Raw genomic sequence first — 26844 nt, forward strand, 5'->3', positions numbered from 1 at the left:
GCACGACCACGTCGGGAGCGGCCGCGCGGGCCTTCTCCAGCGCTTCCTGCAGCCCGGGCGCCCGGAACACATCGAAGCCCTCTTCGACCAGGGTCGCCGCCAGCGTCGCCAGCGCTCGCCGGTCGCGGTGGACCAGCAGCACCCGGACACGGTCGCGGCGCCGCTTGATCCCCTGGCCGATCTGGCGGAGCTGATCCTGCATCGTCTTGGTCGCCCACGGCTTGGCGACGAAGCCGACGACACCGAACTGGTCCATCAGCTGCCGGTTCTGGGTCACCGAGCAGATCAGAACCGGGACGTCGGCGGTGGCGGCCCGGGCGCGCAACTCCTGGAGGACCTGCCAGCCGTCCTTGACGGGGAGCACCGTCTCCATGACGACCAGGTCGGGCAGGATCTCCATGGCCTTGCGCACCGCCTCGTTGCCGTCGAAGGCATGCGCCACGCGGAAGCCGACTCCCTGGATCTCGGCCGTCATCCGCTGGCTGCTGGCCGGGTCATCTTCGACCACGAGGACCAGCGGCAGCTCCATGCTTTCGACCGTCTGCGCGACTTCCTCGACGGGCGGCTCGGGAGCCGGCCGCGGCTCGCGCGGGATGGTGAAGGTGAAGATCGACCCTTTGCCGAATTGGCTCTCCGCCCAGATCCGGCCACCGTGCATCTCGACGAACCGCCGGCAGAGCGCCAGCCCCAGGCCGGTGCCCTGGTAGCGGCGAGTGTATGACCCATCGATCTGCTCGAACTCGCGGAACAGCTTGGGGAGGTCTTCCGGCTTCATGCCGATGCCGGTGTCCTCGACGGAGACGGTCAACTGCTCCGCGGAATCCCTGACGCTCACGGTGATCGTCCCCGGCGCGGGCGTGAACTTCACGGCGTTCGACAGCAGGTTGTAGAGCACTTGCTTGAACTTGCTACGGTCGGCCTTCATCACGCCGGCCTCGGCGGCGCCTACCATCTTCAGCTGTAGGCCCTGCTGGCGGGCCATCGGCTCCAGGATGGCGGTGACCTCCTGGAGCGCTTGCGTGACCGGCATGTCCTCCGCGTGGAGGTCCATCTTCCCCGCCTCGATCTTTGCCAGGTCGAGGATGTCGTTGATCAGGCCCAGCAGATGCTGCCCACTGCTATGGATGTTGCGCAGGAACTCGGTGCGCTCGCCTGACGTCAGGTTCATGGTGACGTCGAGGAGAATCTCGCTGAATCCCATGATGGCATTGAGCGGCGTCCGTAGTTCGTGGGACATATTGGCGAGGAATTCCGACTTGTAGCGGCTCGACTGCTCCAGCTGACGGTTGACCTGGAGAATCTCCTCGTCCGCCTGCCGGAGCGCGGCGTGCTGGCGCATCAAGTACCGGTTCGAGTCCTTCAGCCGCTCGACCAGACTCTGGCGCTCCGCCCGCAGCCGCTGTTTCTCCAGGTTGCGTTCCAGGAGCTCGCGCAGGCGGTGCAGGTCGATCGGTTTCGCGATGTAGTCGTCGGCACCGCCACGCAGGGCCTCCGCCGCCACCTGTTCGGAGCCGTAGGCCGTCATCATCACGACCACCGACTCGGGAAAGTCGCGGAGCATCTGGGGCAAAAGGCTCAAGCCGCTTTCCTCCGGCATTTGCACGTCGAGGAAGATGAGCGCCGGGCGCCGGCCATCGAGCTGCCGCCGCGCCTGCGTCGCGTTCGGTGCCGTGACGACGTCGAAACCCTGTTTCGACACCGCCTTCGTGAGAAAGGCGCGGTTGTCTGGGTCGTCGTCGATCGCGAGCAGGACCGGTCGCTGTTCCAGCTCCGGTTCCGCGCCCAGCAGCATGCGAACCGCCTGGACCAGGTCCTGGCCGGCCGTCAGCTCGCGCCCGGAGCCAGTGGAGAGTGGACTCAGATCGCTCAAGAAGCGGTCCGCTCCTGCGGCGAGTGCGCGCTTGCCTTCGTCCGCATCGACGTGCACGCCGGCCATGAGCAGCACCGGGATGTTCGTCGTCGCCGGGTTGCTCTTCAAGATCTCGCAGACGCGAAGCCCGTCGATCCGGCGCAGTAAGAGGTTGAGGATGATCGCGTCCGGCAATTCCTCGCGCGCCCGGTCCAGGGCCTCGAGCCCGTCCTGCGCGGAGAGCACCTCGAAGCCTTCCCGCTGGAGCCGGTCGACGAGCGCCCTGAGGCGTTCGGGATCGTCGTCGGCGACGAGGATCCGCCTGGTGCCGGTCGGCTCGCTCATGCGACCCTCGGGAGCGGTCCCTGCAAGATCGGATCTCGCGGGGCAGCGGCCAGAACCGGAAGCCGAGGGATCAGGAAGCGGAAGGTGCTGCCCCGTCCCGGCACGCTCTCGACCCAGATCTGGCCGCCCTGCAACTCCACCAAGCGCTTGGAGAGCGCCAGGCCTAGACCGATGCCCTCGTAGCCGCGCGAGGTCGATCCGTCGATCTGCCGGAACTCCTCGAAGAGACGCGGCTGATCTTCCGGTTTGATGCCGATGCCGGTGTCGGCAACCTCGACCACCGTGCCGGCGGCGGTCTCCATCGCCCTGATCGTGACGCTCCCGTGGTGCGAGGTGAATTTGATGGCGTTGTTGACGAGGTTGTGGACGATATGGCGAAGGCTCCGGGCATCGAACACGACCTGCATGGCGCGGTCCACCTGCGACGTGACCGTGAGCTCCTTCTGGGTGGCCGCGGCCGCGTTCTCCGAGAGGGCCGCATCCACCGCCTCGGCCACCAGGCAGGGCGCGGGATGCAGCTCGAGCCGCCCGGCCTGGATGTGGGTCAGGTCGAGGATGTCATTGATCAGCGTGAGAAGCTGGCGACCGCTGCTGTGAATCGTCTCGGCGAATTCGGCGCGCTCCGCCTCGGACAGCTCCGGGGTGGTCCGGATGATTTCGGAGAAGCCGATGATCGCGTTCAGCGGCGTGCGAAGCTCGTGCGACATGTTGGTGAGGAACTCGGACTTCATCCGGTCCGCTTCCTGCAACTCCAGGTTGGCGCGTTGCAACATTTCGATGGTCTGGCGTTCCCGCTGAAAGCGGCGCGCGTTGTCGAGCGCTACCGCCGCCTGGTTGGCGAGGATCTGCAGCACCTGCATCAGCGTCGGATCGAAGGCGCGGACCTCACGGAAGTAGACCGAGACCGTGCCGACGAACTCGCGCTCGAGGAACATCGGCAGGCCGAGGGCAGCGCGCCAGCCATACTGCTGGGCCAGCGGATCCAGCGGGAACCGGCCGTCGAGCTGAATGTCCTCCGAGAAGACCGGGCGTTGCTCGATCACGACCTGGGTGACGAGGCCGGGCGCCACATGGGTCAGCACCTCGCCCTGGAGTCGTTGCTCCAACCCCTCCCCCACCTCGACCGCTTGTTCTGCCGGATTGCCGGACTGGGTCAGCGTGATCAGGCAGGTCGCCGCGCCGGAGACGCCGATCACGGCACGGGCGACGCCCTGGAGCAGGGCGTTCGGACCGACGGTGGTCGCTGTCAATGCCTGTGAGACCTGGCGCAGCATCTCCATCGAGGTGTCGAGCCGCAGCGCCTGCTGGCGGGTCTGCTCGAAGAGGAATGTGTTCTGGAGCGAGACCGCGACCTCAGCGCCCAGCGAGGCCGCGAGTTTGACGTCGTAGTTGCCGCTGAACTCGCCGTTTCGCTTGTTGGCGAGCATCAGCACGCCGATCGGCCGACCGCCCGAGCCCAGCGGGACCAGCAGCAGGTCGCGGTACCCGAACGTCTGCGGCAGCAGCTGGCCGGCCTCGATGTCGTGCAGGCAGTCGGCGATGATGGTCGGCTGCTGGGTGACGAAGACCCGACCGATGAGGGTCGATGCGTTGGCACCGAAGCGCAATTGGTTGAGACGCATCTGGTTGAAGAGCCGGCTCTCCCGCATCCCGGACGGGGCGGCCGGGGCGATCAGGGCCTCGAGCCCGTCCTGATAGAGGAAGAAGCCGCACATCTCGACGTCGAGCAGTTCCGCCAACGTGGTGGTCAAGGTACCGAGGTCCTCGCCGAGCTTGGTGAGGTTGGAAACCGCGGTGGCCACCTCGAAGAAGTGGCTCAGCTCCTGGAGGTTCTGGTCGGCGCGGCGGGAGAGCTCGAGGTTCTGCTGGACCAGCTTGAAGTATTTAAAGGACCAGAAGCCGGTCAACACCATGACCGGCAGAAAGAGGACCGCCAGGAAGTAGGTGACCGGCGAGGGCGCCCACCAGCGTGCCACGTAGATGAGGAAGAGCTCCGTGAGGGCGCCCAAGACCACCCAGAGCCGCCAGTTGAACCGGACCCGGGAGTTGGATGGTAGATACCGCCGTGTTGTGAGGCCCTCTTTCGTCACAGTGCGCGCATTGATTCGACGCGGATCGAGGGCATTGCTTCGCACTACGGCCCGGCCGGGCCGCGCTGCCGCGACCAGCTTTACAAAGGTTTACGGGAACGTCGCGTCTCACGAACGCCGGGAATGTTGGTTGCCCCTTTGCTACTCTCTACACGTGCAGCGAGAGACGGCCTTCAACGTCTCGGCGATCAAGGACACCGTCCTGCGGTCGATCAAGCTCAACCAGCAGGCCTATAACAACCGCGACGCCGACGTGCTTCGCGAGGTCTACCTGGAGCCCATGCTCTCCCAGGTGGCGCACGACCTTTCCGGGGACTTCGAGTCGTTCCCCGCGGCGCGCCTCGACATCACCTGCGAGGTCCTCGACGTTTCCTACACCGCCTATCTGCAAATCGGGAAGGTCGAGCTGTCGGCCTACGGTCTGGAGGCCAGTCCGCAGAACGTCAACGTCACGACCAAGGAGGAGTGGATCTACCGCCTGGTGCCAGATGCCGAAAAAGGCGTCGGCCTGGGGCGCCGCACCACCCACCGCTTCCTCGGCTACTACCACTACACGCTGGTCGACATCGACGGCCGCTGGTGGATCACTGATGTCCAGTCCGCGTCGGAGATCTGGCTGCCTTAGCCTGACCCCACGCTCGAAGAATCGAGATCTCGCGCGAGCTGTTTGACGTGCGTGCTGATGTCATCGCGGATGGCCCGCACTGCATGCAGCGGCTGGTCCGCGGGATCCGTCAGATCCCAGTCGACGTACTTTTTTCCCGGGATGTAGGGACACTCGTCTCCGCACCCCATCGTCACCACCACGTCAGCCCACTCGCCCAGCTCGTCGGTCAACTTCTGCGGTCGCCGCGCCGAAAGATCGATCCCCTGCTCGCGCATCGCCGCGACGACGACCGGGTGCACGTGCTCGGCCGGTCGGGTGCCCGCCGAGAGAGACTCGTGCCGACCGTTGGCAATCCGTTCGAAAAGCGCCTGGCTCATTTGCGACCGCCCGGCATTCTGTTTGCAGACGAACAGCACCCGCGCCATCGCAGCCTCAGGTAAGGACGTCGAGCAGCGCGCGGGTCTTGGGTTCGAGGCGGCCGGCCAGCCGATAGTAGGCCCAGATCCCGCCCTTGCTGACCTCGACCAGACCGGCTTCGCGCAGCTTCGCCATGTGATGCGAGATCGTCGGCTGGCTCAAATCGAACGCGGCCGTGAAGTCGCAGATGCAAACCGGCTCCGGCGAGTGCTTCAGGATACTGATCATTTGCAGCCGCGTGGGATCGGCGAGTGCCTTCAGTACCTCCACCGACTGATCGACTTTCGCGACGGTCATCGACATCGCGGGCGGGCAGCAGACGCCCTTGACACGTTCGGAGAGCGCAGCTTTCACCATCGCAGTCTACCAGTTCCATTGACAACTGTCTATGGGTTTGCTAGGCTTCCATCGACAACCATCAATCACTCCCGGGAGGGATCATGGATACGATTCAGGAGTCCGTCCGAGCCAAGTACGCGGAGACCGCGATCAAGTTACGCGATGGGGGAAGCTGTTGTGACTCGAGCTGTTGTGGCGGGTCCGATGCGGCCAGCGGCCCGATCGGCGCCGACGAGTACTCGAAAGCGGAGGTCGCCGACCTCGGGCTTTCCCTCGGCGACAGCCTGGGCTGCGGCAACCCGACGGCGCTCGCGCAGCTCCATCCCGGAGAGATCGTGCTGGACCTCGGGAGCGGCGCCGGCCTGGACGTGCTCCTCTCGGCGCGGCGGGTATCCCCCGGCGGTCATGCTTACGGCGTTGACATGACCGACGAGATGCTGGCACTGGCCAACGAAAACAAGGCCCGAGCGGGCGTCGCGAATGCGACCTTCCTCAGAGGCACCATCGAGGCGATTCCGCTCCCGGGCGCCGCGGTGGACGTCGTCATCTCTAATTGCGTCATCAACCTGGCCGCCGACAAGACGGCGGTGCTGAGAGAGGCATTTCGCGTCCTCAAGACTGGCGGGCGGCTCGCCGTCTCCGACATGGTCGAGCTGGAGCCGCTGCCAGCGCATGTCAAATCGGCAATGGATGCCTGGGCCGGCTGCGTGGCGGGCACGATCCCCGTCGACGCCTATCGCGCCGCCGTACTCGACGCGGGCTTCTACGCCGTCGAGATCGAAATCACCAACAGCTTTGGACCGGGCGAAGCCGGCTTAGCGGACGGTTCAGGAAAAATCGGCAGCGCGTTCGTCCGCGCGTTAAAGCGGTAAGAAAACAAAAAGGCCTGGGCTCGCGCCCGGGCCTTCTGGATTCTGGGTTTGTGAGTCTTTAGGCGACGCGCACCCGCGAGGCCCGCGGCCCCTTGGGAGCTGATGCCTCGACGTCGAAGCTGACCTTCTGCCCCTCCTGCAACCCCTCGAACGAGCCCTCGACGGACGACCGGTGGAAAAAATACTCCTTGCCGTCCTCGCCGCTCAAGAATCCGAAACCGCGATCCATCACCAATCGCTTGATCGTGCCGTTCTGCGCCACGTCTGTCGCTAGCTCCTTCGCAAAGTTATCCCCGGTCGACTTGCGTTTCCTGGGCGTGCCATGACCGGGCTGACTCCGCCCGCGATCAAGCATATCATGGGAAGTATTGCGACGGCCAAAACCGGCCGAAGGAGGGTTCCACTCGATGCGTAGCACGATGCCCGACTTTCCCCTGACGCTCCAGCACTTCCTCTGGCGGGCGACCACCCTCTTTCCCAAGAAGGAGATCGTGACCCGGCGGGAAACCGGCCGTCATCGCTACACCTATGCCGACTTCGGGCGCCGGGTGGCCCAGCTGGCCCACGCGCTCCGAGAGCTGGGAATCGGCCCAGGGGACCGGGTCGGTACCCTGGCGTGGAACAACTACCGCCACCTGGAGCTGTATTTCGCGGTGCCCTGCTCGGGCGCTGTGCTGCACACCTTGAATCCGCGGCTCTTTCCCGAACACCTCGAGTTCGTGATCAACGACGCCGACGACAAGGTCATCTTCGTCGACGCCTCGATCGTGCCGGCGCTGCAGCGCGTCGCCAAGAAGCTGACGGGCGTCAAGCAGTTCATCGTGATGGCCGATGACCCCTCACCCGACGGACAGCTCACACCCGCCGCGTCGTACGAGGAACTCATCAGCGGTAGACCGACGGTCTACGACTGGCCCGTCCTGGACGAGCGCGACGCGGCCGCCATGTGCTACACGTCGGGCACGACCGGGAAGCCGAAGGGGGTTGTGTACAGCCACCGGTCCTCGGTTCTTCATTCGTTTGGGATCGCGATTGGCGGTGGCATCGGCCTCGCGGAGTCGGACAGCATCCTGCCAGTGGTGCCGATGTTCCACGCCAACGCCTGGGGCCTGGCGTATGCGGCCACCATGCTAGGCGCCAAGCTCGTCTTCCCGGATCGGTTTCTGGATCCGGTCAGCCTCACCGAGCTGTTCCGCGAGGAGAAGGTCACCTTCAGCTCCGGCGTCCCCAGCGTCTGGATCGCCCTGCTGCAACACCTGGACAAGACCGGGACCAATCTCGATGGGCTCCGGATGTTCGTTGGCGGATCGGCCCTCCCCGCCGGCCTCTACGACGGCCTGACCCGCCATGGCATCGATACCAACCAGGGATGGGGGATGACCGAGACGTCGCCGGTCGCGGCGGTTGCCACGATGAAGAGCTACATGCCCGAGTCCGATCGCCGGCAGGTCCGGCTCAAGGCGGGACTCCCGATTGCCGGTGTCGAGCTCCGCCTCGCCAACGTGGATACCGGCGAGCCCGTCGCGTGGGATGGCAAGAGCGTCGGCGAGATCCAGGTACGCGGCCCCTGGGTGACCTCGAGCTACTACCGCGGCGTCGACCCCGAACGTTTCACCCAGGACGGCTGGCTTCGCACGGGCGACGTCGCCAACGTCGATCTCGAAGGCTACGCCCAGATCGTCGACCGCACCAAGGACCTAGTGAAATCCGGCGGCGAGTGGATCTCATCGGTCGAGCTGGAGTCGGCCATCATGGGCCACCCCAAGGTGCTGGAGGCGGCGGTGATCGGCGTGCCGCACCCGAAGTGGCAGGAACGGCCGGTCGCCTACGTCGTCGCCAAGCCCGAGTTCAAAGGGGCCGTCTCCGAGGCTGAGATTCTGCAGTTCCTCGAGCCGCTGGTGGCGAAATGGTGGCTACCGGACGAGGTGCGCTTTGTCGATGAAATCCCCAAGACCAGCGTCGGGAAATTCGACAAAAAGGTGATCCGCGAACGGGCGATCAAGGCACCGACGGCGACCCGACCGTCGGAGTAAAACAACCCGGTGACGGGCCCGGTACAGTGCTGCGGCGGATCAGCAGATCCGCGGATCTTAAATCTGCCCTTAATACTGTCGCGCTAGAACGGAGGCTAGAAGGATGTGACTCAGCAATGGATGCCTCCCAGCAGTTCGAGGCGCTCGTTCCACAGCCGCTGGATGCGGAGGGAATCGCGCGGCGCCGCGAGCTCGAGGACATCCACGAAGAGCTGCTCCTGAGCATCCTGGCCCTCGAGGAAGAATGGCTGCTCGACAACCGGATCGCCTACTCGCTGCGGCAACGCAAGGCCGCCTGAGCCGTCAGCGCCGTCCTGGCCGGGCCCGCAGCGTCGCCAGCGCCTGCTCCATCCGTCGCCGCCGGGTCTCCGGACGTTTGGCCCCGGTCACCCACTGGACGAACTCCTTCTTCCGCGTGTAGGAGAGCTTCTCGAACGCGGCGGCCATCGGGGCGTCCGCCTCGAGCGCCACCCGCAGCGCGTCGGGCAGATCCACCGTCCGAAGATCGGCGTCGTACTCCAGGCCCACCTTGAGCCGATCGCCGGCCGTGACGCCCGCCGCTTCGCGGATCTCCCGCCGGACCCCGAGATAGAACTTCCCGCTGTAGACCGCAACGGTGGTGCGGTAGGTATAGCCGTTGATCGTCACCTTGACCGGCAGGCGCTTCTTATCGCCAAGCGCCGTCATCACCTCGGGCGGGACGCGGATGAAGCAGGCGTCCTGGTCCGACTCGAGGTGACATTCAAAGTGCAACGCGGGCATCCGGCTCATTTTCTGCAATTTCGCCGGAATAACGCACGTTTTCAGCCTCGGGTCCGTTTGCAACCCACGATAGGGCCCCTGGCCCACCGGATTTCCAAGACGGAGGACACGATGGCGAAAACTCAAAAATGGACAGCGTCGACGTTCGTCAGCCTGGTACACGAGAATCTCACGGACAAGGGCCACAAGGTCAAGAAGTCGGACCTCAGCTGGGCTGTTAAGGATGCGTTCGAGGCGGCCGTCGCGGCAGGCGCCCGCGGCATGCGCGTACGTTTCCCCGAGATCGGGGCCCTCGCATCGCGTGACGTCAAAGCCCGCAAGGCAGGGAAAGGGACCAATCCCTTCACCGGCGAGTCGATCATGCTGAAGGCGCGCCCGGCGTCGAAGAAACCGCGCTGGTCGTTCCCCAAGGCCGTCCGCGAGGCCTACACCCGGACGTCGGCCCGCAAGGCGGCGTAGGAAGACCGCTCGTTCGACCAGAGGGCGCCGTGAAATTGCCGGCGCCCTCTGACGTCTCAAACGCTCGTATGGCACCTTCGGCGCCACTCGCGTGGGCCGACGCCCCGTCAAACGCTCGTATGGCACCTTCGGCGCAACTCGCGTGGGGCGACGCCCCGTCTTGACAGGATTCAGGTTTCGCCTGACTATGATGGGAGCGATGAAGCGAAACCTGATAGCGGGATTGCTGATTGCCATCGGCCTGGCGCTGATGGCGAGCGCCCTCCCCGCGAGCGGCCTGATACGCCTTGGTTCGTCGGAGGTGGCCACGCAGCCGATCCCGGCCCTGGGCGATCCCCTATCGCCGCCTCACCAGCATCCGCGATTCCTTCCCAACACCAACAGCACGGGCGCCGGCCCCAGCCAGATCGTCGCCTACCTGTCGATTCCGAGGCTGGGCATCAAGAGCGCCCCGATCTTCGACCGGGGTGTCGACACCCGCGGCAACATGTTGATCGCCAAAGGCTACTCGGTGACCCACTACGCCTTCTCCTCCCCCATCGGGACCGGCAACGCCGTGCTCTACGGTCATGACGACATCGAGGGCAGCGTCTTCGCCAGCCTCAAAGACCTGAAGGCGGGCGACGAGGTGGACGTTGCGCTGGCCGGCGATTCGCCCGTCGTGTACCACGTGACCGCCCGCACGATCGTGGCCCCGACCGCGGTGCAGATCCTGCAGCCAACCAACGACGTCCGGCTCACCCTCTTCACCTGCTGGCCGAACTGGGTCGACACCCAGCGGGTGGTCGTCACCGCGATGCCCGCGACGGCCTAGTGGTTCGTTTCCTGGGGCGGCTCTTGAAAATACTTCAGTAACTCTTCCAGGGCTTTGGCGGCCTCCGGATCACGAAGCAGTCGCTCCTGCATCTCCTGCACTTGCTTGACGAGCTCCTTGGCCTGCGTCTCCTGGGCGACCTGCAACAGCACCGGCTGGGTCGCCGCCGACACGATCATCGTCGCCTGCTGCCGGAGCATCTCGACGCCCTGACACCCGAGGCAGGTGCCGGCGTTGTTGCAGTGACAGAGCTGCAGGCGCAGATTATCGAGTTCGCGCTGCAGGGGCGATAGGTCAACCGGCTGAGCCATGTCTCAAGCTTAGCCGGAGAACCGGACTGTCAGACCTGGGCATCTTCGCTCCGAAACCGGTCGACCAGGAATCGCTTATGCGCGAGCAGCCGGTCCATGTCCCTGCGGTGGACGACTTCCGCGACCTGGCGCATCTCGGCATCGAGGAAGTCGAGCTCCTCGACCAGCACATCGAGCGCAGCGCGGCCGTGGCTGCCCGGTTGGGACGAAACGTAGCCGTTCGGAAGACGAAGGTACGCCTCCACGGCCGTCGGCAAGTAATCCGAAGCCGTCCGCTCGACCAGGTAGAGCTCGGGCGCGCCCAGCGGTAGGCAATCGAGGCGGGGGAGGATCTCGGTGCGGATCGTGAGCTCGATCCGTTGCAGTCGGGTCAGCACCTGCGGAGGAACCCGCCCCGCCGCCGCGCCAATCTGCTCGGCCAGCGACTTTTGCACCCGACGAGGATCGAATCCGAACCGACTGACGCGCGGGTGACCGCGCACGGACAGGGCGCCGGCCAGGTAGAGGCCGGCGACCAGCAGCAGACCCTGCGCTCCGACCGGATCAGCCAGGGCCAGCCCGGCGCCCACTAGCGCGAGCGCCGAACCGGCGAGGTTGCGGCGGCTCGTCAAGTAGGACACTAGCCCGCGCCCGGGAGCGGACGCGGGCAGTGACGAACGGTACGGCGCGATGGCGCTTCTCACAGGCCTCCCCCGTGCTACGGCGTGCGCACCGGCAGCTTCAGCTCCTCCGGGATTGGCGCAAGCTCGGTGGCCGGCGCCTCATGCGCCCGCTCCAGGTATTCCTGGGCGCGGGCCACCTCCCTGGAGAGCGCATCGATCGTCTGCCGCATCGTTTCCAGCGCCTCGAGCTTGGAGGCGTCGATGGTGTCGATGGTGGCGTAGATATTGGCGAAGGCCGCCTGCAGCTTCTCGATGCTGACGGTCGCGTTCGCCGCTTGCTCATGGACGCTGGCAGACTGCTGACGCAACATGGCCGAGGTGCCCTCGATCATGCCGGCGGTGGTCTGGTTCAGCGCGCCGATCTGGTCGAGCACGAGCTTCTGGTTGACGAGGCCCTGCGCCGTCATCACTGCCGTGCGCAGCGCCGATACGGTGGTCGTGGTCGCGCGATCGACGCCCTTGACCAGCTCGAGATTGTTCTTGCGAACCAGCTCCAGTGCCAGGTACCCCTGGGCGCTGACGGCGAGCTGGGTCGCGAGATCCTGGGTTTTCTGGCGTACGTAGAAGAGGCAGTCCTCGCGCAACGTCTTCGCCCGATCAGGGTCCTTGTCCTGCAGCTCCCGGATGCGAGCGTCCAGTGCGGTATCGAGCGTGCGGGCCAGGTAGAGGTATTGCTTGAGACGATCCATCACGGCCCAGAGGTTGACTTTCTCCTGCTCGATCGCCGCATTGTCCTTGAGGAGCTCATCCTGGCCTCGGTAGAGCGCCTGCACGATGGCGTTGAGGTGGCCCTGGGCCGACTCGTATTTACCGAAGTAGTCGCGCAGCCGGTTGCCCATCGGCAGGATTCCGAACAGCCGGCGGCGGTCGAGCAGCCCACGATCCGACGGGTCGAGGTCTTCAACGGTACGCCGCAGTTGGAGCAGGGCGCTCGAGACCGAGGACTTGTCCTGCCCGCGCGCGAGCGCGCCGACGGGGCGATCGAGCATTCGGTTGGAAACGCTCGCGGACTGTTTGATTTCCTCATTGCCGAGCGCGTGGATGCCGTCGACCTTCTTCTTGAAGGCCTCCGAACGCGGGTCAGCCGCCAGCAGGGCATCGAGGTAGGTGCCCACGGCCGCGTCGAGACGAGCCGTCGTTTGCGGATCGAGCGCAACCATCGGGGCGGTGGTAACAGCGCCGGACGCTGCCGGGTCGGAAGGGGTCAAGGAAAGATCTGGGTTTGCCTCGACCGTCGTGCGCATGGACTCGCTCCTTTTGCTAGCCCGTGACCGAATACAACGAGGTTTTTCCCGAAAATCAGCCGTTTCACACCTGAGACGTCCGAAAAGGAGGAAATGAATTCAGGAGAGGAACGGTAGGCTACAGATGTGAAGACCACCGCGGTCGATGGCCGCATGTTCATCGACGGCGAACGGGCCTGGGCACGATCGGGCGCAACCTTCGCTGCGATCGATCCGGCGACGGCCGAGGCGTTTGCCACCGTCGCGCAGGGAGACACAGGCGACGTCGACAGCGCGGTCAGAGCGGCGCGCGCGGCGTTCGAGGGCGGATGGGCCGGGCTGCCCCCGGCGCGCCGGGTTCGTATTCTGAATCGTCTCGCCGGCCTGCTGCGCGAGCGCAGTCACGAATTCGCCGAGCTGGAGAGCCTGGACGTCGGCAAGCCGCTGCGCCAGGCCGAGGACGACGTGGCCGCGGCCGCCGGCTACTTCGAGTTCTTTGCCGGGGTCGCGGATAAGGTCTTTGGTTCGAGCATTCCGCTGGGAGCCGGCTTCGTCGACTTCACCCTTCGCGAACCGCTCGGCACCTCGGCCCAGATCGTTCCCTGGAACTATCCGCTCCGCCTTGCCTCGCGAGGGATCGCGCCGGCGCTCGCGTGCGGCAACACGGTCGTCGCAAAACCAGCGGCAGAAGCGGGCCTCAGCGTGATCAAGCTTGCGGAGTTGGCGATCGAGGCCGGTCTTCCGACCGGCGTCTTCAATGTGGTGACGGGCGGGCGAGAAACCGGGGCCGCGCTCGCCTCCCATCCGGGAATCAACCACATCACCTTCACCGGCTCCGTCCCGACCGGGATCGCGATCATGAAGGCCGCCGCCGACAACGTGGTGCCGGTCACGCTCGAGCTCGGAGGCAAGTCAGCGAATATCGTGTTTGCCGATGCCGACCTCGAGCGCGCCGCCGCCTCCGCGGCGACGACGTTGATGCAGAACTCCGCGCAGACCTGTACTGCGCCGACTCGACTCTTGCTCGAGGAGTCGGCGCATGACCGTTTCGTCGAGGTACTCAGCACGCGGATCAAGAAGATCCGCCTGGGCCGCGGCCTGGATAACCCGGATATGGGCCCGGTCGTAAGCGAGCGGCAGATGCAGCGGGTCCTGGGCTACATCGACGCCGGCGCCGGGGATGGCGCGACCGCGCTCACCGGTGGCCGCCGCGCGGACACCCCCGAGCTCGCCGCCGGCTACTTCATCGAGCCAACGCTGCTCGACCGCGTCGCGCGCGGCACCGCCCTCGAGCAGGAGGAGATTTTCGGCCCGGTGCTGACCGTGACGACGTTCCGTTCGATCGACGACGCGATCGCCATCGCCAATGGCACGCCTTACGGGTTGGTCACAGGAGTCTGGACGAGGGACTTGAGCAAGGCGCTCACGGTGGCTACGGCGGTCAAGTCGGGGCAGGTGCGCATCAACAGCTACAGCGTCGAGGGCAGCATCGGCCTGCCCTTCGGCGGCTACAAGCGCAGCGGTTTTGGGCGCGAGCAAGGCGTTGAGGCGCTGGCGAACTACACCCAGCTCAAGAACGTGATGATCAATTTCGGTTGAGCTCGGCGAGGAGGGCTAGTCCGTCGAGATCGTCGAGGTTGTACCACTGGAACATCACGCGCTCGATGCCGAGCGCCGACCAGACCTCGAGCTGCGACGCCGCCTGATCCGGTGTCCCCACAATCCAGCTGCGTCGCCGCAGTTCATCGGGTGCGGTGGCCGGCGGCACGGCGGACAGCGCGCCGAGGAACGATTGCATCCAGCGGCCTTTCTCTGCAACCTCGCCCGCGTCGCGGCCGATCAAAATGCCGCCCATCCAGGAACGCCGTATCGCCGCTGGGTCGCGGCCGACCGCGCGGCAGTGTTCCTCGAGCTTCGCGCGCTTGACGCGATAGACCTCGGGACCCGGCGCATGACTGTTCCATTCGTCGGCGTTGGCAGCCACGATGCGCAGCAGCCGGACCTCGCCGTCACCTCCGATCAAGATCGGCGGCGCGGGACGCTGTAATGGGCGGGGGTACGCCGCCGCGCCGCGCAGCGGGTAGTACCGACCGTCGAGATCGACCGGTCCGCCGGTCCACAACGCCTTGATGACGGCGATCCCCTCCTCGAAACGATCGAAGCGTTCTTTCAGCGGCGGAAGTCCGATCCCGAATGCCTCGTGCTCGGCGACGTTCCATCCAGCGCCGACGCCGAGAACCAGCCGGCCGCTGGAGAGGAGGTCGACGGCCGCGGCCATCCGGGCGAGTAGCGCCGGATGTCGAAACGTCATCGGGCTCACCAGCGGACCGAACCGGATCCGCTGCGTGCGTTGGGCGACCGCAGTCAACGAGGTCCAGCACTCGAGCGCCGGCCGCTGCGGCTCCCCCATCAGGCTGAAGAAATGATCCGAGCGCCACAGCGAATCGAGGCCGAGCGATTCGACACGATCAGCGATCCGAAACCAGCGCTCCCAGGTCAACCCCTCCTGGCCCTCGAGCATCACGCCGACCTTCATCGCTGCTGACGTTAGCGCAACGAACCCCGGAGGCACCGCCTGCTAGGCTGGCTCAGACGAGAGCACGCCACGAAGGAAGCCGCTTTTCGCCGCATGCTCGGCGTCGCACTGGCGATGCTCATCGTTCAGTTTCTGCTCGGCATGACGGTCAACCTGTTCGTGAAGATTCCCGGCGACCATCCGGGGGCGAATCCGCCGGAGTACTTCGGCGGAGTGGTCACGAGCGTCAGCTGGGCGATCCTCCACGGCGGCCTGTGGCTGACGCTGCACGCGGCGTTGGGTCTGATGCTGGTACTCGTGGCGTTGGGCACGCTGGTGCAGGCGATTCCATTGCGCGGGGGCGGACGGATCACGCTCGCGGCCCTCGGCTTCGTCGGTGTGCTCGGTGCCGGCTTCAACGGCGGTAGCTTTTGAACTATCACGAGGACTTCAGCTCGATGCTGATGGCGGTCGGCTTCGCGCTGGCGATGGCCGCGTACGTGACGCTGCTCTACTCGATGCCGGTGCGGTCGACCGCTCGGATCGGCCACTAAAAACGCTTCCGGAATAGCGGCTGGCGGCGCGCGGTTACTAGTGGTGCAGTGCCCGCCGTAACCGTCGACAACATCCTGACGCTGGCCCGAATCCCGGAGTCCGACCGGGCCAACACCATCGAGCGTCCCGTGCTCGCCATCACGACGGCGCCCCAGGGGCTCGAGGGCGAGGGCTTCCCCGTCCGGCGCGCTTTTTACGGCCTCGACCAGCGCGATCTCGACCCCTTCATTCACATGGACCAGATGGGCGAGGTGGAGTACGGACCGGGCGAGCCGAAGGGGACGGCATGGCACCCGCATCGTGGGTTCGAGACCGTCACCTACATGATCGACGGGACCTTTCAACACCAGGATTCCACCGGCGGGGGCGGTCTGATCACGAATGGCGCGACCCAATGGATGACGGCCGGCGCCGGAATCCTTCACATCGAACGGCCGCCCGAGGCCCTGATCGCGAGCGGCGGTCTCTTCCACGGCATCCAGCTCTGGGTCAACCTTCCCTCCGGCCAGAAGTCGACGCCGCCACGCTACCAGGACATCGGCGCCACGCGGGTCACCCTGCTCGCCTCGCATGACGGCGGGGCGCTGGTGCGCCTGATCGCGGGCGACGTCGCCGGCCATCGCGGGCCCGGCGTCACCCACACGCCGATCACCCTGCTGCACGCGACCATCAATCCCGGGGCCGAGCTGCGTCTTCCCTGGCGCCGCGACTTCAACGGTCTGGCCTACGTCCTCAACGGCCGGGGAACCGTGGGGGCAACGCGGGCGCCGATCGGCACCGGACAGTTGGCGGCGTTCGGCGCAGGCGACGTGGTCAGCCTTAGCGCCGACCTCGCCCAGGAAAGCCGTTCACCCAACCTCGATGTCCTGGTCCTCGGCGGCAAGCCGATTGGCGAGCCGGTCGCCTGGTACGGCCCCTTTGTGATGAACACGCACGAGGAGCTGGCGCAGGCCTTCGATGACTACCGTCGCGGCCGGATGGGGACCATTCCCGCGGCCCACATCGGCGACTAGGGTCACGTCGCCCGTACTAATCAATCGATGGCGCCTCATTCCTTCGCCGGCACGGTGCGGGCGCCCAATTTCCCGGCAGGACTCGACTGGATCAACGTCACGCAGCTGCTGCATATCGCGATCTGTGCGGCCGGCTGGCGATCATCGACTTCTGGACGTTCTACTGACCTTCGGTCGAGGCTGGTGAGCACCATCGTCGGAGAGGACCTGTTCGTCTTCGGCGACCAGGATGGTGAAGGCGATGCCGTCCGCCTGCAGCATCCGCTCGGGATCACGGCCGGCGACAGGGTCCTGTGGCTGGCGAACAGCTACAACCACAAGATCAAGCGCCTCGAGCCGCGACGCCGCACGGTGACGACCTGGTTGGGCAGCGGGGCCCCCGGTCGCGCCGATGGGCTCAGCACGTCGGCCTCGTTCCGAGAGCCCGACGGCGTCTGCGCCGGGGTGAATGGCCCCTGCATCGCGGACACGAACAACAACCGGATCGCCATGGCCGACCGGGCGACCGGGACGGTTCGCACGCTCATCGCCGACTGATTCTCGCCCGGTCTTTACGGGTCGCTGGAGCGTCGGTAGAATGAGGCCACCCTGTGGGGGCAGGGCGGAGGTCGGGGAATGCGGACGCTCTCGTTCCTTGGACTCGATGCCGCCGAGCGCCCGCGCCTAAGTGCGACGTCGATCCGTCAGCTCGCCCTGCTGGGAACGGTGGTGCGCTGGCCAGGGCTGTTATTCGCTGCGGTCCTGTCCCTGGTCGTACCGCCCAAGTCCGCCGTCGGGCTGGCTCTGGTCCTCGTGTGGGTGACGGTGTACAACTCCTGGGGCATGATCGCCATCTCGAAAGCCGATGACCGCTCGATCCTTCGGATCGGCCGGGCCCTAACGTTGCTGGATACCGTCAGCTATTTCCTGGTGCTCTTCGTCTTTGGTGGCGTCCACGAGAGCACGAGCATCTACGCGGCCTACATCCTGCTGATCGTCTGGATGGTCGCCTATGACGGCGCCGAAGGCGCCATGCTCTGCGTTGGCATCTTTGTCGTCGGCATGATCGCGCTCCATGGCGCGCTCCAGGCTGTCTACCACACGGGCTTTGGGGCACAGGACGTGTTGTTGTGGAGCCTGATCATGGTCGTGGCCGGCGCGATCCTGGCGGCCTATGACCGGATCGTGATCGGGGGCGTGCTGCCGCAACCACCGGGAAGCCCAGCGGCGCTGATGGTGGAGACGCCAGTGACAAGCGGTGCGGTCCCGGCCGTCCGGCTATCGCCTCGCGAGCAAGAGGTTCTCCAGCTGGTCTCCGAGGGCTACTCGAATTCGATGATCGCCGGTCATCTCCACCTCAGCGAGAACACGATCAAGACCCATGTCGAAAATCTGCTGACGCGGTTCAACGCTCGCAACCGGGCCGAGGTTGTGGCGGCCGCGTCGCGACAGAATCTGATCTAGAAAACCTTCCCTCCCCCATTCGGCCTCCCCTGGTTGGAACCGTGTGAGCCACATCTTTCATCACCCTGGGGGATAGCGGCGGGCGCGGCCGCCACGTAGGCTGTTGCCAGTGGGGGCGCCGTTCGACTTGGGGGGTGCTCCGATGGCGACCAGGATGGTGGGGGGTTTCATCCTGGTCGCCTTTCTATTGTGCATCCTGGTCGCCTGGCCTGGGCGCCGGCGTTGGCCACTCTGGTTGATCGCCGGCCTGTGCGCGTCGCTCTGCGCCACGCTGACCCTCAGCCTCACCGACGCCCCGGGATGGGTTGTCCCGTCGCTCCGGCTGACGGCCCTGGCGCTGGCTGCCGCCTTCCTGGCCGCGGCCGCCCTGCGGGACTTCCGCGACCCCCTGCCTTAACGGTCGAGCGGGCTGATCTCGCCACCCAGTCAGGTTGATCTGGCACCTTGACCCAGCAGTGGCTGTCAGGTAACATTATACCCATACTGTTAACAACAATCACTGAAGGGAGTGGCAAATGATCCTATTCCTGATCCTCCTGGTCCTGGCCGCCGCCGCGGTGGGTCTGTACGCGACGGAGAACACGGGCACGCACGATGTGACGCTCTGGCAGTGGCATTGGTCCGCCGTGCCGGACTGGGTCCCTGTCGTGGCGACCGCCGCGGTGATCGTCGGGCTGTTCGTGCTCTACATGCTGTACTCCGGCCTGGTTCATGGCGTGCGAGTCGGCTCGATGCGCAAGCGGGTCACCACCCGCGAATCGACGATCAACGACCTTCGCCACGAAAACCAGCGCTTGCGCGAAGAGAATGCCCGCGTCCGCAGCGAGCTGCGTGGAAAGGATCGTGGTGTGGCGGCAACGAGTGACGGCGCCGCGAGTGACCGCGGCACCGTGGAAACGCCCGCGCCAGACGCGACGCCCGCCTACCAGGACACCAGCCGTGAGCCGGCGGCGGCAGGGACGGTTGCCGATCGTTCTCGCACCGCGCCCTACCGGCCACGAGCAAACTTCGGCGAACGCGTCCGCGCTTTTTTCAGCGGACGAGAGCCCGCGGGGTACTGACCCGGGACGTTCCCTCAGTCATCCTTTTGCAAACAGGGCCTCGACCGCGAGGCCCTGTTTTTGTGCTCTTCTGCGAATCCCGGCTTGACAGCCAGCCCGCCATGTCAGCTAAATTGATATCGTCGTTAGCAGCTAGCGACTCGCGGGCCTGATGTTCCTCTGTGCAGACGTCCCGTGCCACGTCCAGTTCAAAGGAGGCGAAAAATGCCAGCAAGCGGCAAGCGGGGCTTCGGTTCCATGGATGAAGCAAAGCAACGGGAAATCGCCAGCAAAGGCGGCCAGGCGGCGCACCTGAAGGGGTCGGCGCATGAGTTCAGCCCCGAGGAAGCCCGGCAAGCGGGGAGCAAAGGCGGCAAAGCCGCGCACGAGAAGGGATCCGCGCACGAGTTCTCTTCCGAAGAAGCCCGTGCGGCCGGCCGCAAGGGTGGCGAGGCGTCCAGCCAGGATCGCAACCGGATGGCCGCCATCGGCCGAGAGGGCGGCAAACACTGATCAAAACGACGGGAAGGAACCGGCTGGGTTCCTTCCCTTTGTTTCTATAGCGCGGCGACCATTTCCTGGATGCGCGCCTCCGAGAGCGTGACGTCGGACAGGGTGCCCGCGAAGTAGGCGTCATACGCGGCCAGGTCGAGCAGTCCGTGACCGCTGAAGTTGAAGAGAATGGTCGGCGACTCACCATGTTCGCGAGCCTTGACCGCCTCGTCGATGACGGCCCGGATGGCGTGTGCCGTCTCCGGCGCTGGAATCGTGCCCTCCGTGCGGGCGAACTGCACCGCCGCATCGAAGACGGTGCGCTGCGGGTAGGCCACGGCGTCGATGAAGCCATGGTCGGCGAGCGCCGAAACGAGTGGCGCCATCCCGTGGTAGCGAAGCCCTCCCGCATGGATGCCATCCGGCACAAACGCGTGCCCGAGGGTGTGCATCTTGAGTAAGGGCGTCATTCCAATCGTGTCCCCGAAGTCGTAGGCGTACTTGCCGCGCGTGATCGAGGGAGAAGCTGCCGGCTCGACCGCCAGAAAGCGCGTTTTGCTGCGGCCTTGGATCCGGTCGCGCAGGAATGGAAACGCCAATCCCGAAAAGTTGCTGCCGCCACCGACGCAGCCGACCACAACATCCGGCGTCGCGCCCGCCCGCTCCATCTGCAGCTGCGCTTCCTCTCCGATGATGGTCTGGTGCATCAACACATGGTTGAGGACGCTGCCCAGCGAGTACTTGGTATCCTCCCTCAAGGCCGCGTCTTCGATCGCTTCCGAGATCGCGATCCCCAGACTGCCGGTCGAGTCCGGGCTCTCCGCGCGGATCCGCCGGCCCGCTTGCGTCCGGTCCGATGGGCTGGGCACGACCTCTGCGCCCCAGACGTGCATCATGCTTTTGCGGTACGGCTTCTGCTCGTAGCTGATACGGACCATGTAGACCATGCACTCCAGCTCGAAGAGCTTGGTCGCGAACGCTAGGGCACTCCCCCACTGGCCGGCCCCAGTTTCTGTCGTCAGCCGCTTGGTGCCTTCCGCTTTGTTGTAGAAGGCCTGGGCGACCGCCGTGTTCGGCTTGTGCGACCCGGCCGGACTGCTGCCCTCGTACTTGTAGTAAATCTTTGCGGTGGTCTTCAACTCCCGCTCCAGCCGCGTGGCGCGCATCAACGGAGTCGGGCGCCAGAGTCGCAGGGCGTCCTGAATCGGTTGCGGGATGTCGATATAGCGCTCCTGCGAGACTTCTTGCTTGATCAGCTCCATCGGGAAAAGCGGCGCCAGGTCCTGGGGACCCACTGGCTGCTTGGTGGCGGGATGGAGCGGTGGGCTACCGGGGAACGGGAGGTCCGCCTGGATGTTGTACCAGCGCTTGGGCATCTCTCCCTCGTCGAGCAGGATCTTATTGGCGGCCTCGGGCGCGTGAATGCTCATTGCTTGATCCCTCCTATGGTGCCTAGGTTTTAGCATGGACGACACCCCGATGCAAAGGCCCGACCGGACCGCCATGCTCGCCGCCCTGGAACGCCTCGTCCGGGCGGAGTCCCCCTCATCCGACAAGGCGCGCTGCGATGGTTGTGCGGATGAGGTGACCGAGCTCTTCCGGCAGCGCACGGGCGTCACCGCCCACCGGCACCGGCGCCCGAACGCCGGCGACCACCTGGAGATCAGGGTTGGTGACGGCGCCCAGCCGATCGTTGTGCTGTGTCATCACGACACCGTGTGGCAGGAGGGTACGCTGGCACGCCTGCCGTATCGGATCGACGGCGATCGCGTCACCGGCCCGGGGAGCTACGACATGAAGGCCGGCATCGTCCAGACCGCCTTTGCCCTCGAGCATGCGCGGCCCAAACGGCCGGTCGTCGTGCTGTCGACCTCGGATGAGGAGATCGGCAGCGCGAGCTCGCGGGCGTTGATCGAGGAAACCGCGCGCCAGGCAATCGCCGTGCTGGTCCTGGAGCCGGCCGCTAGCGGCGGCGCGATCAAAACCGCCCGCAAGGGCATCGCGGATTTCGTGCTCGAGGTCGGCGGCCGGGCCGCCCACGCCGGGGTCGAGCCGGAGAAGGGCATCAGCGCAATCGAGGAGCTCGCCCACCAGGTGCTGGCCCTCAAAGCCCTCGCGCACGCAGCCAGCGGCACGACGGTCAATGTCGGAGTGGTGCACGGTGGAACCCGGCCCAACGTCGTGGCAGCACAGGCACGGGCGGAGATCGACGTGCGGTTCACGCGCGCCTCGGAGGCGGAGCGCATCGTCGCCGCCATCCAGGGGTTGCGGCCGCGTCTTAAGGGAGCGCAGCTGCACATCACCGGGGGCGTCGACCGTCCCCCGATGGAGCGCGGCCCGGGCGTCATCCGGCTGGCGCAACTGGCGCAGCGCCTGGCGGGTGATGTCGGCTTCTCCCTGACCGAGACCAGTACCGGCGGTGCGAGTGACGGCAACTTCACGGCCGCCATGGGCGTGCCCACGCTCGATGGCCTGGGACCGGATGGCGGCGGCGCACACGCTGACTCCGAACACCTGCTGGTGGAGAGCTGGCTGGAGCGCACCCAGTTGCTGCGGCTCCTGATCGAAGCCCTGTAGTCACCCTCACGAGAGCTGTCGCGACTCGAGGAGACCCTGCTCGCGACTTGACGGGGCGCGCACCGCCTGTGTTAGGGTGGACGACGGTCCGTTACGCCTCGTTGTAGTTCATCGCTTTCCTCTCGTCTCGCCACGGACCGGAAGGGGTTGGCGTCGTCGAGTGACGGAGGGAAGGCTTCTTGAGCGTTACATCGTTTATTGGTATTGTGTCAAAGGCTCGTGCCCATATCTTGCGGGTGACCAGCGCTAGACTCCAGGATCTTGTGGCCTCCGATTGGGCCGCGCGGGCGGTCCTGCGTTACTGGCGCCTCCGGAGGCGCGCTCAAACCGCACTGAGAGTGGTCATTCAGCATCGGCGGCGACCCTCAGTGAATCTTGTTGGTCATTCGCTGGTGCTCGCCCTGGGATTCGTGCTCGTCGTTCCTTTTATGAGTCGGCCGACCCCAACTCGCGTGGTCGCCGCGCAATATTCCGCCTCGGTCACATGGACCGGCGCGGCGCGCGCGCGCAATTCTGTGGAAATGCGCGAGGTCGCCAAAGCGGCAACCCTCGAGGACAGACCGGCACCGGCGGTAATCGACCAGTCGCCCGCGGCTCCCGCACCGGCCGCGCCGCGGCCGGCAGCGGCGCCCGCGCCGGTCTTCACACCCCCGCCCGCCTCAGGCGGGGATGGACTGGCCGCGATCTACGCGGTCTTCGGTAACAGTCCCGGCCTCAGCTGGGCGTTACGCGTCGCCAACTGCGAGAGCCACTACAACCCGCTCGCGGTCAACCGCTCGAGCGGTGCCAGCGGGCTCTTCCAGTTCATGCCGGCCACCTGGAACGCGAACTTCGCCGGACAGAACATCTGGGACCCGATGGCCCAGGCGCGAGGGGCGCTCGTCTTCTACAACGCGGGGCGTCAGAGCGCCTGGACCTGTAAATAGGTCGTAGCGACCCGGCACGGACGGCGCGTTAGCATGTGGCGCGTGCCGCCCCGATCATCAGGGTCGCGCGATCGGCCGTCGGCTCAACCGTCACCGTCGCGTGATGTGGCGGGAGTCGAGATCCGGCTCGTGCGCACGCACGACGAGTTCGCCGCTTGCGAGGCGCTGAGCCGGGACATCTGGGGGGCCGCGGAGCGCAACGTGGTGCCACGCGAGCTGCTGCTGACGATGCAGCACAACGGTGGCCTTGTCCACGGCGCGTTCCTCCCCCAGGACCGGCTGATCGGATTCTGCTTCGGCTTTCTTGGCATGCGCGATGGCCAGCTGCGCCTGTGCTCCCATCAGCTGGGCGTCCTCCCCGAGTTTCGTGGAGGCGGCATCGGGGTCGCCTTGAAGCAGGCTCAGCGGTACGATGCCTTGAGACAGGGATACGAGCTGGTGACCTGGACCTTCGACCCACTGGAGGCGCGCAACGCGTACATCAATCTGCATCGCCTCGGCTGTATCGCCCGCCTCTACGATCGCGACCACTACGGGACGATGGAGGACGATCTCAACCGCGGACTGCCCTCGGATCGGCTCGAGGCCGAGTGGTGGCTGAGCCGTGCGAAGCCACGCACAGCGACTGATCCCGAGGTGATGCTGCGCGTGGGCACGAACGGCGAGCCAGTCCGGGAGCATATCGACCTGGGCCCTCGGACGACCACGCTGATCGGTGTGCCGCCCGATTTCCAGGAGGTCAAACGGAGAAGCCTCGAGCTCGCCTTGCGCTGGCGGATGGAGAGCCGGGCGGCCTTCGAGGCTGCCCTCGCCGCCGGGCTCGTTGCCATCGATTTCCGCCGCGATGGAACCTACGTCATGGCACCCAGTCAATGAAGATCAACAGCGTCGAATTGCGCGTGCTGAAGATGCGCCTACTGAAGCCGTTTCGCACGAGCTTCGGGGTCCAGCAGGATCGCTACCCCCTGCTCGTTCGGTTGGACGTCGACGGGCGCTCGCGGTGGGGCGAATGCGTGGCGGGCGAAGGTCCCTGGTACTCGTACGAGACGGTCGAGACGGCGTGGCAGGTCCTGAAGGGCTACTTAGTGCCGGCGGTGATCGGTCGCGAGCTGGCGAATGTCGATACACTGGAAACGCTTTTTGCTCCCGTTCGCGGCCACCAGATGGCGAAGGCCTGCATCGAAATGGCCTTCACCGCCGCGCTGGCGGAACATGCGCGCAAGCCGCTCGCAACGTTTCTGGGCGGAGTCCGCGATCGGGTGGAGACCGGGGTCAGCATTGGCATCCAGCCGACCGTGGACGAGCTGCTGGACGGCATTGGCGCGAGCCTGGCCCAGGGGTACCGGCGCATCAAGGTCAAGATCGAGCCGGGCTGGGATGTGATGGCGATTGGCGCGATCCGCGAACGCTACCCGGAGATCACGCTGATGGCCGATGCCAACGCTGCCTACAGCCTCGACGACGCCGACCACCTGGCGCAGCTCGACCGCTTCGGGCTGTTGATGCTGGAACAGCCCCTGGAAGGCGGCGACCTCGTCGATCACGCGACGCTCCAACGACAGTTGCGGACACCGATCTGCCTCGATGAGAGCATCGAGTCCGCCCGGGATGCGCGCCAGGCCGTGCAGCTAGGCGCCTGCCAGGTGATCAATATCAAGCCCGGTCGCGTCGGTGGCTTCGCCGAGTCGCGCCGCATCCATGACATCGCCGCGAATGCGGGTCTGCCCGTGTGGTGCGGCGGCATGCTCGAGACCGGCATCGGTCGCGCCTGCAACGTCGCGCTGGCGACCCTATCGAATTTCCGCCTGCCCGGTGACATCTCCGCCAGCGACCGCTATTGGGCGGAGGACATCGTCGAGCCGCCCTTCGTCCTGCAGCGCGGAGGAACGATCCCGGTACCGACCCGTTGGGGGCTTGGCGTGCGCGTCAAGGTCGACCTGGTCGAGCGACTGACCGTCCGGCGCGAAATGATCGCCGGCTAAAGGAAGAAGGCGGCCAGCGCGACGATAACGTACACGCCGATCAGTTGCAGGCCTTCCAACCAGTTGCTGTGGCCGTCGCGCGAGATCACAGCAATGATGAGGGTGGCCACGAAGACGCCGCCGATCTCGAAGCCGGTGAACACGAAGTCCATCGGCCGGCCCATGAGGAGGCTGATGTAAACCATCGCCGGCGCGACGAACAGGGCGACCTGGGTGGACGAGCCGACCGCAATCTCGAGGGTGACGTCGACCTTGTTCCGGATCGCAAAGAACACCGCCGACGCGTGTTCGGCGGCGTTCCCGATGACGGGGATGAGGATGAGGCCGACGAAGATCGGGGAGATCTTGAGCGCTTGAAGCGCCGGGTTGAGGGCCGAGACGAGCAGTTCTGACTCCAGCCCGACCAGAAGGGCCGCACCCAGCAGCACGCTGAGCGCCTTGGCTCGGGACCATTCAGGGTGCTCGCTCGACGCCGGGGTGCGAAAGAGATGCGCGCTGGTGAACTGCATGAAGACGAGCGCGGCCGCATAGAGCACGATCAGTGTCGCCGCCACGCCGGCGGACACGATCTCGCGGTCGCTGGCCGCTAACCTCGGCGACGTCGCCATGAGGAGCGCCGGCACCCCCAGGCCGGCGACGGCCAGGACGAGGGACCCGGTATGCACGCCGGCGGCGCGCGCACTGAACGCCTGCTCGCCGCAGCGCAACCCTCCCACGAACAGCGAGAGGCCGAGCACGAGCAGGAGATTGCCGACGATCGAGCCGATCAAGGAAGCCTTGACGACGTCGAACTGCCCGGCGGCGATCAGCAGGACGGCAACGATCAACTCGGTCACGTTCCCGAACGTCGCGTTCAGCAGACCGCCGAGCCGCGGTCCGACGCACACAGCAAGCTGGTCTGTGGCACGCCCGATCAGGCCGGCCAGCGGAATGATGGCGAGCGCCGCGGTGATGAAGGTCAGCAACGGCTGATGCGTCAGTTCCGCGATCAGCGATGCCGGGATGAAGACGAGCAGCCAGTTGATGGAGGGCCGCAGCCACCGCGCCCAACCAGCCATTGGCCTTCATTATCCCGGCATGACATCCCGGCATGACTCGAATGCCGGCCGTCTTGCGGGCAAAAGAAAAAGACCTCGGCGATGACCTACTCTTCCAGACCGTTGCCAGCCCAGTACCATCGGCGCTGACGGGCTTAACTGCTGTGTTCGGGATGGGAACAGGTGTTTCCCCGTCGCTATGGTCACCGAAGTCTTTTCCTTCGATCGCTGCAAAGAAAGCTCTTTAGGGACCGCGCAGATTGCGCGATCGACCTCCTGCGCTCACGAAGCGCTGAGGAGTGAGATAGATGGTCAAGCCCTCGACCTATTAGTACCGCTTAGCTGAAACGGTTGCCCGTCTTACACCTGCGGCCTATCAACCAGCTAGTCTCGCTGGGGTCTTACCTGGTTAACCCAGTGGGAGACCTTGTCTTGAGGTGGGCTTCGTACTTAGATGCTTTCAGCACTTATCCCATCCGAA

The 26844-nt window shown here is 65.8% G+C and carries 31 protein-coding genes and 2 rRNA genes; 19 read left to right on the top strand and 14 right to left on the bottom strand.

Annotated features, from left to right (window positions below; all coding sequences use genetic code 11):
• Window positions 1–2194: response regulator (locus VHK65_06710; protein ID HVS05842.1), on the bottom strand; the 2194-nt coding region annotated here is incomplete at its 3' end.
• Window positions 2191–4284 (bottom strand): GAF domain-containing sensor histidine kinase, encoded by a 2094-nt coding sequence (locus VHK65_06715; GenBank protein HVS05843.1) that lies wholly within the window; start codon window positions 4282–4284, stop codon window positions 2191–2193. The genes VHK65_06715 and VHK65_06710, both read right to left, overlap by 4 nt.
• Window positions 4285–4438: 154 nt before the next feature.
• Here VHK65_06715 and VHK65_06720 point away from each other — a divergent pair, with 154 nt between their 5' ends.
• On the top strand, window positions 4439–4909 hold the full coding sequence (locus VHK65_06720) for a hypothetical protein (GenBank protein ID HVS05844.1): 471 nt from the start codon (window positions 4439–4441) through the stop codon (window positions 4907–4909).
• Here the strand turns inward: VHK65_06720 and VHK65_06725 are convergent.
• The gene (locus tag VHK65_06725) at window positions 4906–5316 is read right to left on the bottom strand and encodes an arsenate reductase ArsC (GenBank protein HVS05845.1); all 411 of its coding nucleotides are present in this window, start codon (window positions 5314–5316) and stop codon (window positions 4906–4908) included. The two genes, VHK65_06720 and VHK65_06725, sit on opposite strands and share 4 nt — an antisense overlap.
• Before the next feature lie 7 nt (window positions 5317–5323).
• Window positions 5324–5665: a metalloregulator ArsR/SmtB family transcription factor gene (locus tag VHK65_06730; GenBank protein ID HVS05846.1), complete on the bottom strand. Its 342-nt coding sequence runs from the start codon at window positions 5663–5665 to the stop codon at window positions 5324–5326.
• A gap of 83 nt (window positions 5666–5748) precedes the next feature.
• On the opposite strand from VHK65_06730, the gene arsM reads away from it, so the two are divergent.
• Entirely contained in the window at window positions 5749–6519 is a 771-nt protein-coding gene (arsM, locus tag VHK65_06735; protein ID HVS05847.1) for an arsenite methyltransferase, read from the top strand.
• A gap of 58 nt (window positions 6520–6577) precedes the next feature.
• Here arsM and VHK65_06740 read toward each other — a convergent pair whose 3' ends face one another.
• Complete coding sequence (locus VHK65_06740) at window positions 6578–6874, bottom strand: cold shock domain-containing protein (protein ID HVS05848.1); 297 nt, start codon at window positions 6872–6874, stop codon at window positions 6578–6580.
• A gap of 52 nt (window positions 6875–6926) precedes the next feature.
• Here VHK65_06740 and VHK65_06745 point away from each other — a divergent pair, with 52 nt between their 5' ends.
• Window positions 6927–8552 carry a long-chain fatty acid--CoA ligase gene (locus VHK65_06745; protein ID HVS05849.1) on the top strand — a complete coding sequence of 542 codons (1626 nt, stop codon included), beginning with the start codon at window positions 6927–6929 and terminating at the stop codon, window positions 8550–8552.
• Window positions 8553–8668: 116 nt separating this feature from the next.
• Window positions 8669–8851, top strand: a complete 183-nt coding sequence (locus tag VHK65_06750; protein HVS05850.1) for a hypothetical protein — start codon at window positions 8669–8671, stop codon at window positions 8849–8851.
• A 4-nt stretch (window positions 8852–8855) separates the two neighbouring features.
• Here VHK65_06750 and VHK65_06755 read toward each other — a convergent pair whose 3' ends face one another.
• Window positions 8856–9314 (bottom strand): YdeI/OmpD-associated family protein, encoded by a 459-nt coding sequence (locus VHK65_06755; protein ID HVS05851.1) that lies wholly within the window; start codon window positions 9312–9314, stop codon window positions 8856–8858.
• Window positions 9315–9425: 111 nt separating this feature from the next.
• Here VHK65_06755 and VHK65_06760 point away from each other — a divergent pair, with 111 nt between their 5' ends.
• Both VHK65_06760 and VHK65_06765 read left to right on the top strand, forming a co-directional pair.
• Window positions 9426–9773 (top strand): HU family DNA-binding protein, encoded by a 348-nt coding sequence (locus VHK65_06760; GenBank protein HVS05852.1) that lies wholly within the window; start codon window positions 9426–9428, stop codon window positions 9771–9773.
• A 199-nt stretch (window positions 9774–9972) separates the two neighbouring features.
• Window positions 9973–10587: a sortase gene (locus VHK65_06765; protein HVS05853.1), complete on the top strand. Its 615-nt coding sequence runs from the start codon at window positions 9973–9975 to the stop codon at window positions 10585–10587.
• Here VHK65_06765 and VHK65_06770 read toward each other — a convergent pair.
• From VHK65_06770 to VHK65_06780, 3 genes are read right to left on the bottom strand one after another with little or no spacing between them, the layout of a single operon-like run.
• Entirely contained in the window at window positions 10584–10898 is a 315-nt protein-coding gene (locus tag VHK65_06770) for a hypothetical protein (GenBank protein HVS05854.1), read from the bottom strand. The two genes, VHK65_06765 and VHK65_06770, sit on opposite strands and share 4 nt — an antisense overlap.
• A 29-nt stretch (window positions 10899–10927) precedes the next feature.
• On the bottom strand, window positions 10928–11581 hold the full coding sequence (locus tag VHK65_06775; GenBank protein ID HVS05855.1) for a hypothetical protein: 654 nt from the start codon (window positions 11579–11581) through the stop codon (window positions 10928–10930).
• 14 nt (window positions 11582–11595) lie between these two features.
• Window positions 11596–12804: a toxic anion resistance protein gene (locus VHK65_06780; protein HVS05856.1), complete on the bottom strand. Its 1209-nt coding sequence runs from the start codon at window positions 12802–12804 to the stop codon at window positions 11596–11598.
• A 126-nt stretch (window positions 12805–12930) separates the two neighbouring features.
• Between VHK65_06780 and VHK65_06785 the strand changes: the two genes are divergently transcribed.
• Window positions 12931–14382: an aldehyde dehydrogenase family protein gene (locus VHK65_06785; GenBank protein HVS05857.1), complete on the top strand. Its 1452-nt coding sequence runs from the start codon at window positions 12931–12933 to the stop codon at window positions 14380–14382.
• On the opposite strand, the gene VHK65_06790 is transcribed toward VHK65_06785, so the two are convergent.
• Window positions 14369–15319 (bottom strand): LLM class F420-dependent oxidoreductase, encoded by a 951-nt coding sequence (locus tag VHK65_06790; GenBank protein HVS05858.1) that lies wholly within the window; start codon window positions 15317–15319, stop codon window positions 14369–14371. The two genes, VHK65_06785 and VHK65_06790, sit on opposite strands and share 14 nt — an antisense overlap.
• A gap of 93 nt (window positions 15320–15412) precedes the next feature.
• Between VHK65_06790 and VHK65_06795 the strand changes: the two genes are divergently transcribed.
• From VHK65_06795 to VHK65_06830, 8 genes are all read left to right on the top strand, one after another.
• On the top strand, window positions 15413–15733 hold the full coding sequence (locus tag VHK65_06795; protein ID HVS05859.1) for a hypothetical protein: 321 nt from the start codon (window positions 15413–15415) through the stop codon (window positions 15731–15733).
• The gene (locus tag VHK65_06800; protein ID HVS05860.1) at window positions 15730–15852 is read left to right on the top strand and encodes a hypothetical protein; all 123 of its coding nucleotides are present in this window, start codon (window positions 15730–15732) and stop codon (window positions 15850–15852) included. The genes VHK65_06795 and VHK65_06800 overlap by 4 nt, the downstream gene beginning before the upstream one ends.
• A gap of 48 nt (window positions 15853–15900) precedes the next feature.
• Entirely contained in the window at window positions 15901–16866 is a 966-nt protein-coding gene (locus VHK65_06805; protein HVS05861.1) for a pirin family protein, read from the top strand.
• Between the two features lie 27 nt (window positions 16867–16893).
• Complete coding sequence (locus VHK65_06810; GenBank protein ID HVS05862.1) at window positions 16894–17403, top strand: hypothetical protein; 510 nt, start codon at window positions 16894–16896, stop codon at window positions 17401–17403.
• A 78-nt stretch (window positions 17404–17481) separates the two neighbouring features.
• Window positions 17482–18309 (top strand): helix-turn-helix transcriptional regulator, encoded by an 828-nt coding sequence (locus VHK65_06815; GenBank protein HVS05863.1) that lies wholly within the window; start codon window positions 17482–17484, stop codon window positions 18307–18309.
• A 142-nt stretch (window positions 18310–18451) separates the two neighbouring features.
• Window positions 18452–18706: a hypothetical protein gene (locus tag VHK65_06820; protein ID HVS05864.1), complete on the top strand. Its 255-nt coding sequence runs from the start codon at window positions 18452–18454 to the stop codon at window positions 18704–18706.
• Window positions 18707–18824: 118 nt separating this feature from the next.
• Window positions 18825–19370, top strand: a complete 546-nt coding sequence (locus VHK65_06825) for a hypothetical protein (protein ID HVS05865.1) — start codon at window positions 18825–18827, stop codon at window positions 19368–19370.
• A gap of 204 nt (window positions 19371–19574) precedes the next feature.
• Window positions 19575–19862, top strand: a complete 288-nt coding sequence (locus tag VHK65_06830; GenBank protein HVS05866.1) for a KGG domain-containing protein — start codon at window positions 19575–19577, stop codon at window positions 19860–19862.
• A 44-nt stretch (window positions 19863–19906) separates the two neighbouring features.
• On the opposite strand, the gene VHK65_06835 is transcribed toward VHK65_06830, so the two are convergent.
• Window positions 19907–21271: a TrpB-like pyridoxal phosphate-dependent enzyme gene (locus VHK65_06835; protein ID HVS05867.1), complete on the bottom strand. Its 1365-nt coding sequence runs from the start codon at window positions 21269–21271 to the stop codon at window positions 19907–19909.
• A gap of 34 nt (window positions 21272–21305) precedes the next feature.
• On the opposite strand from VHK65_06835, the gene VHK65_06840 reads away from it, so the two are divergent.
• From VHK65_06840 to menC, 4 genes are all read left to right on the top strand, one after another.
• The gene (locus VHK65_06840; protein HVS05868.1) at window positions 21306–22418 is read left to right on the top strand and encodes a M20 family metallopeptidase; all 1113 of its coding nucleotides are present in this window, start codon (window positions 21306–21308) and stop codon (window positions 22416–22418) included.
• Between the two features lie 368 nt (window positions 22419–22786).
• The gene (locus VHK65_06845) at window positions 22787–23344 is read left to right on the top strand and encodes a transglycosylase SLT domain-containing protein (protein HVS05869.1); all 558 of its coding nucleotides are present in this window, start codon (window positions 22787–22789) and stop codon (window positions 23342–23344) included.
• A gap of 42 nt (window positions 23345–23386) precedes the next feature.
• Window positions 23387–24220 carry a hypothetical protein gene (locus tag VHK65_06850; protein HVS05870.1) on the top strand — a complete coding sequence of 278 codons (834 nt, stop codon included), beginning with the start codon at window positions 23387–23389 and terminating at the stop codon, window positions 24218–24220.
• Window positions 24217–25326: an o-succinylbenzoate synthase gene (menC, locus tag VHK65_06855; GenBank protein HVS05871.1), complete on the top strand. Its 1110-nt coding sequence runs from the start codon at window positions 24217–24219 to the stop codon at window positions 25324–25326. Before VHK65_06850 ends, menC begins: the two co-directional genes overlap by 4 nt.
• Here menC and cax read toward each other — a convergent pair.
• The 3 genes from cax to VHK65_06870 form a co-directional block, all read right to left on the bottom strand.
• Window positions 25323–26384, bottom strand: coding sequence for a calcium/proton exchanger (gene cax, locus VHK65_06860; GenBank protein HVS05872.1), 1062 nt, complete (start codon window positions 26382–26384; stop codon window positions 25323–25325). The genes menC and cax overlap by 4 nt on opposite strands.
• A gap of 73 nt (window positions 26385–26457) precedes the next feature.
• Window positions 26458–26574, bottom strand: a 5S ribosomal RNA gene (gene rrf, locus VHK65_06865).
• A gap of 97 nt (window positions 26575–26671) precedes the next feature.
• A 23S ribosomal RNA gene (locus tag VHK65_06870) occupies window positions 26672–26844 on the bottom strand; the annotation flags it as partial.

The organism is Candidatus Dormiibacterota bacterium (genome assembly GCA_035544955.1).
Classification (GTDB): domain Bacteria; phylum Chloroflexota; class Dormibacteria; order CF-121; family CF-121; genus CF-13.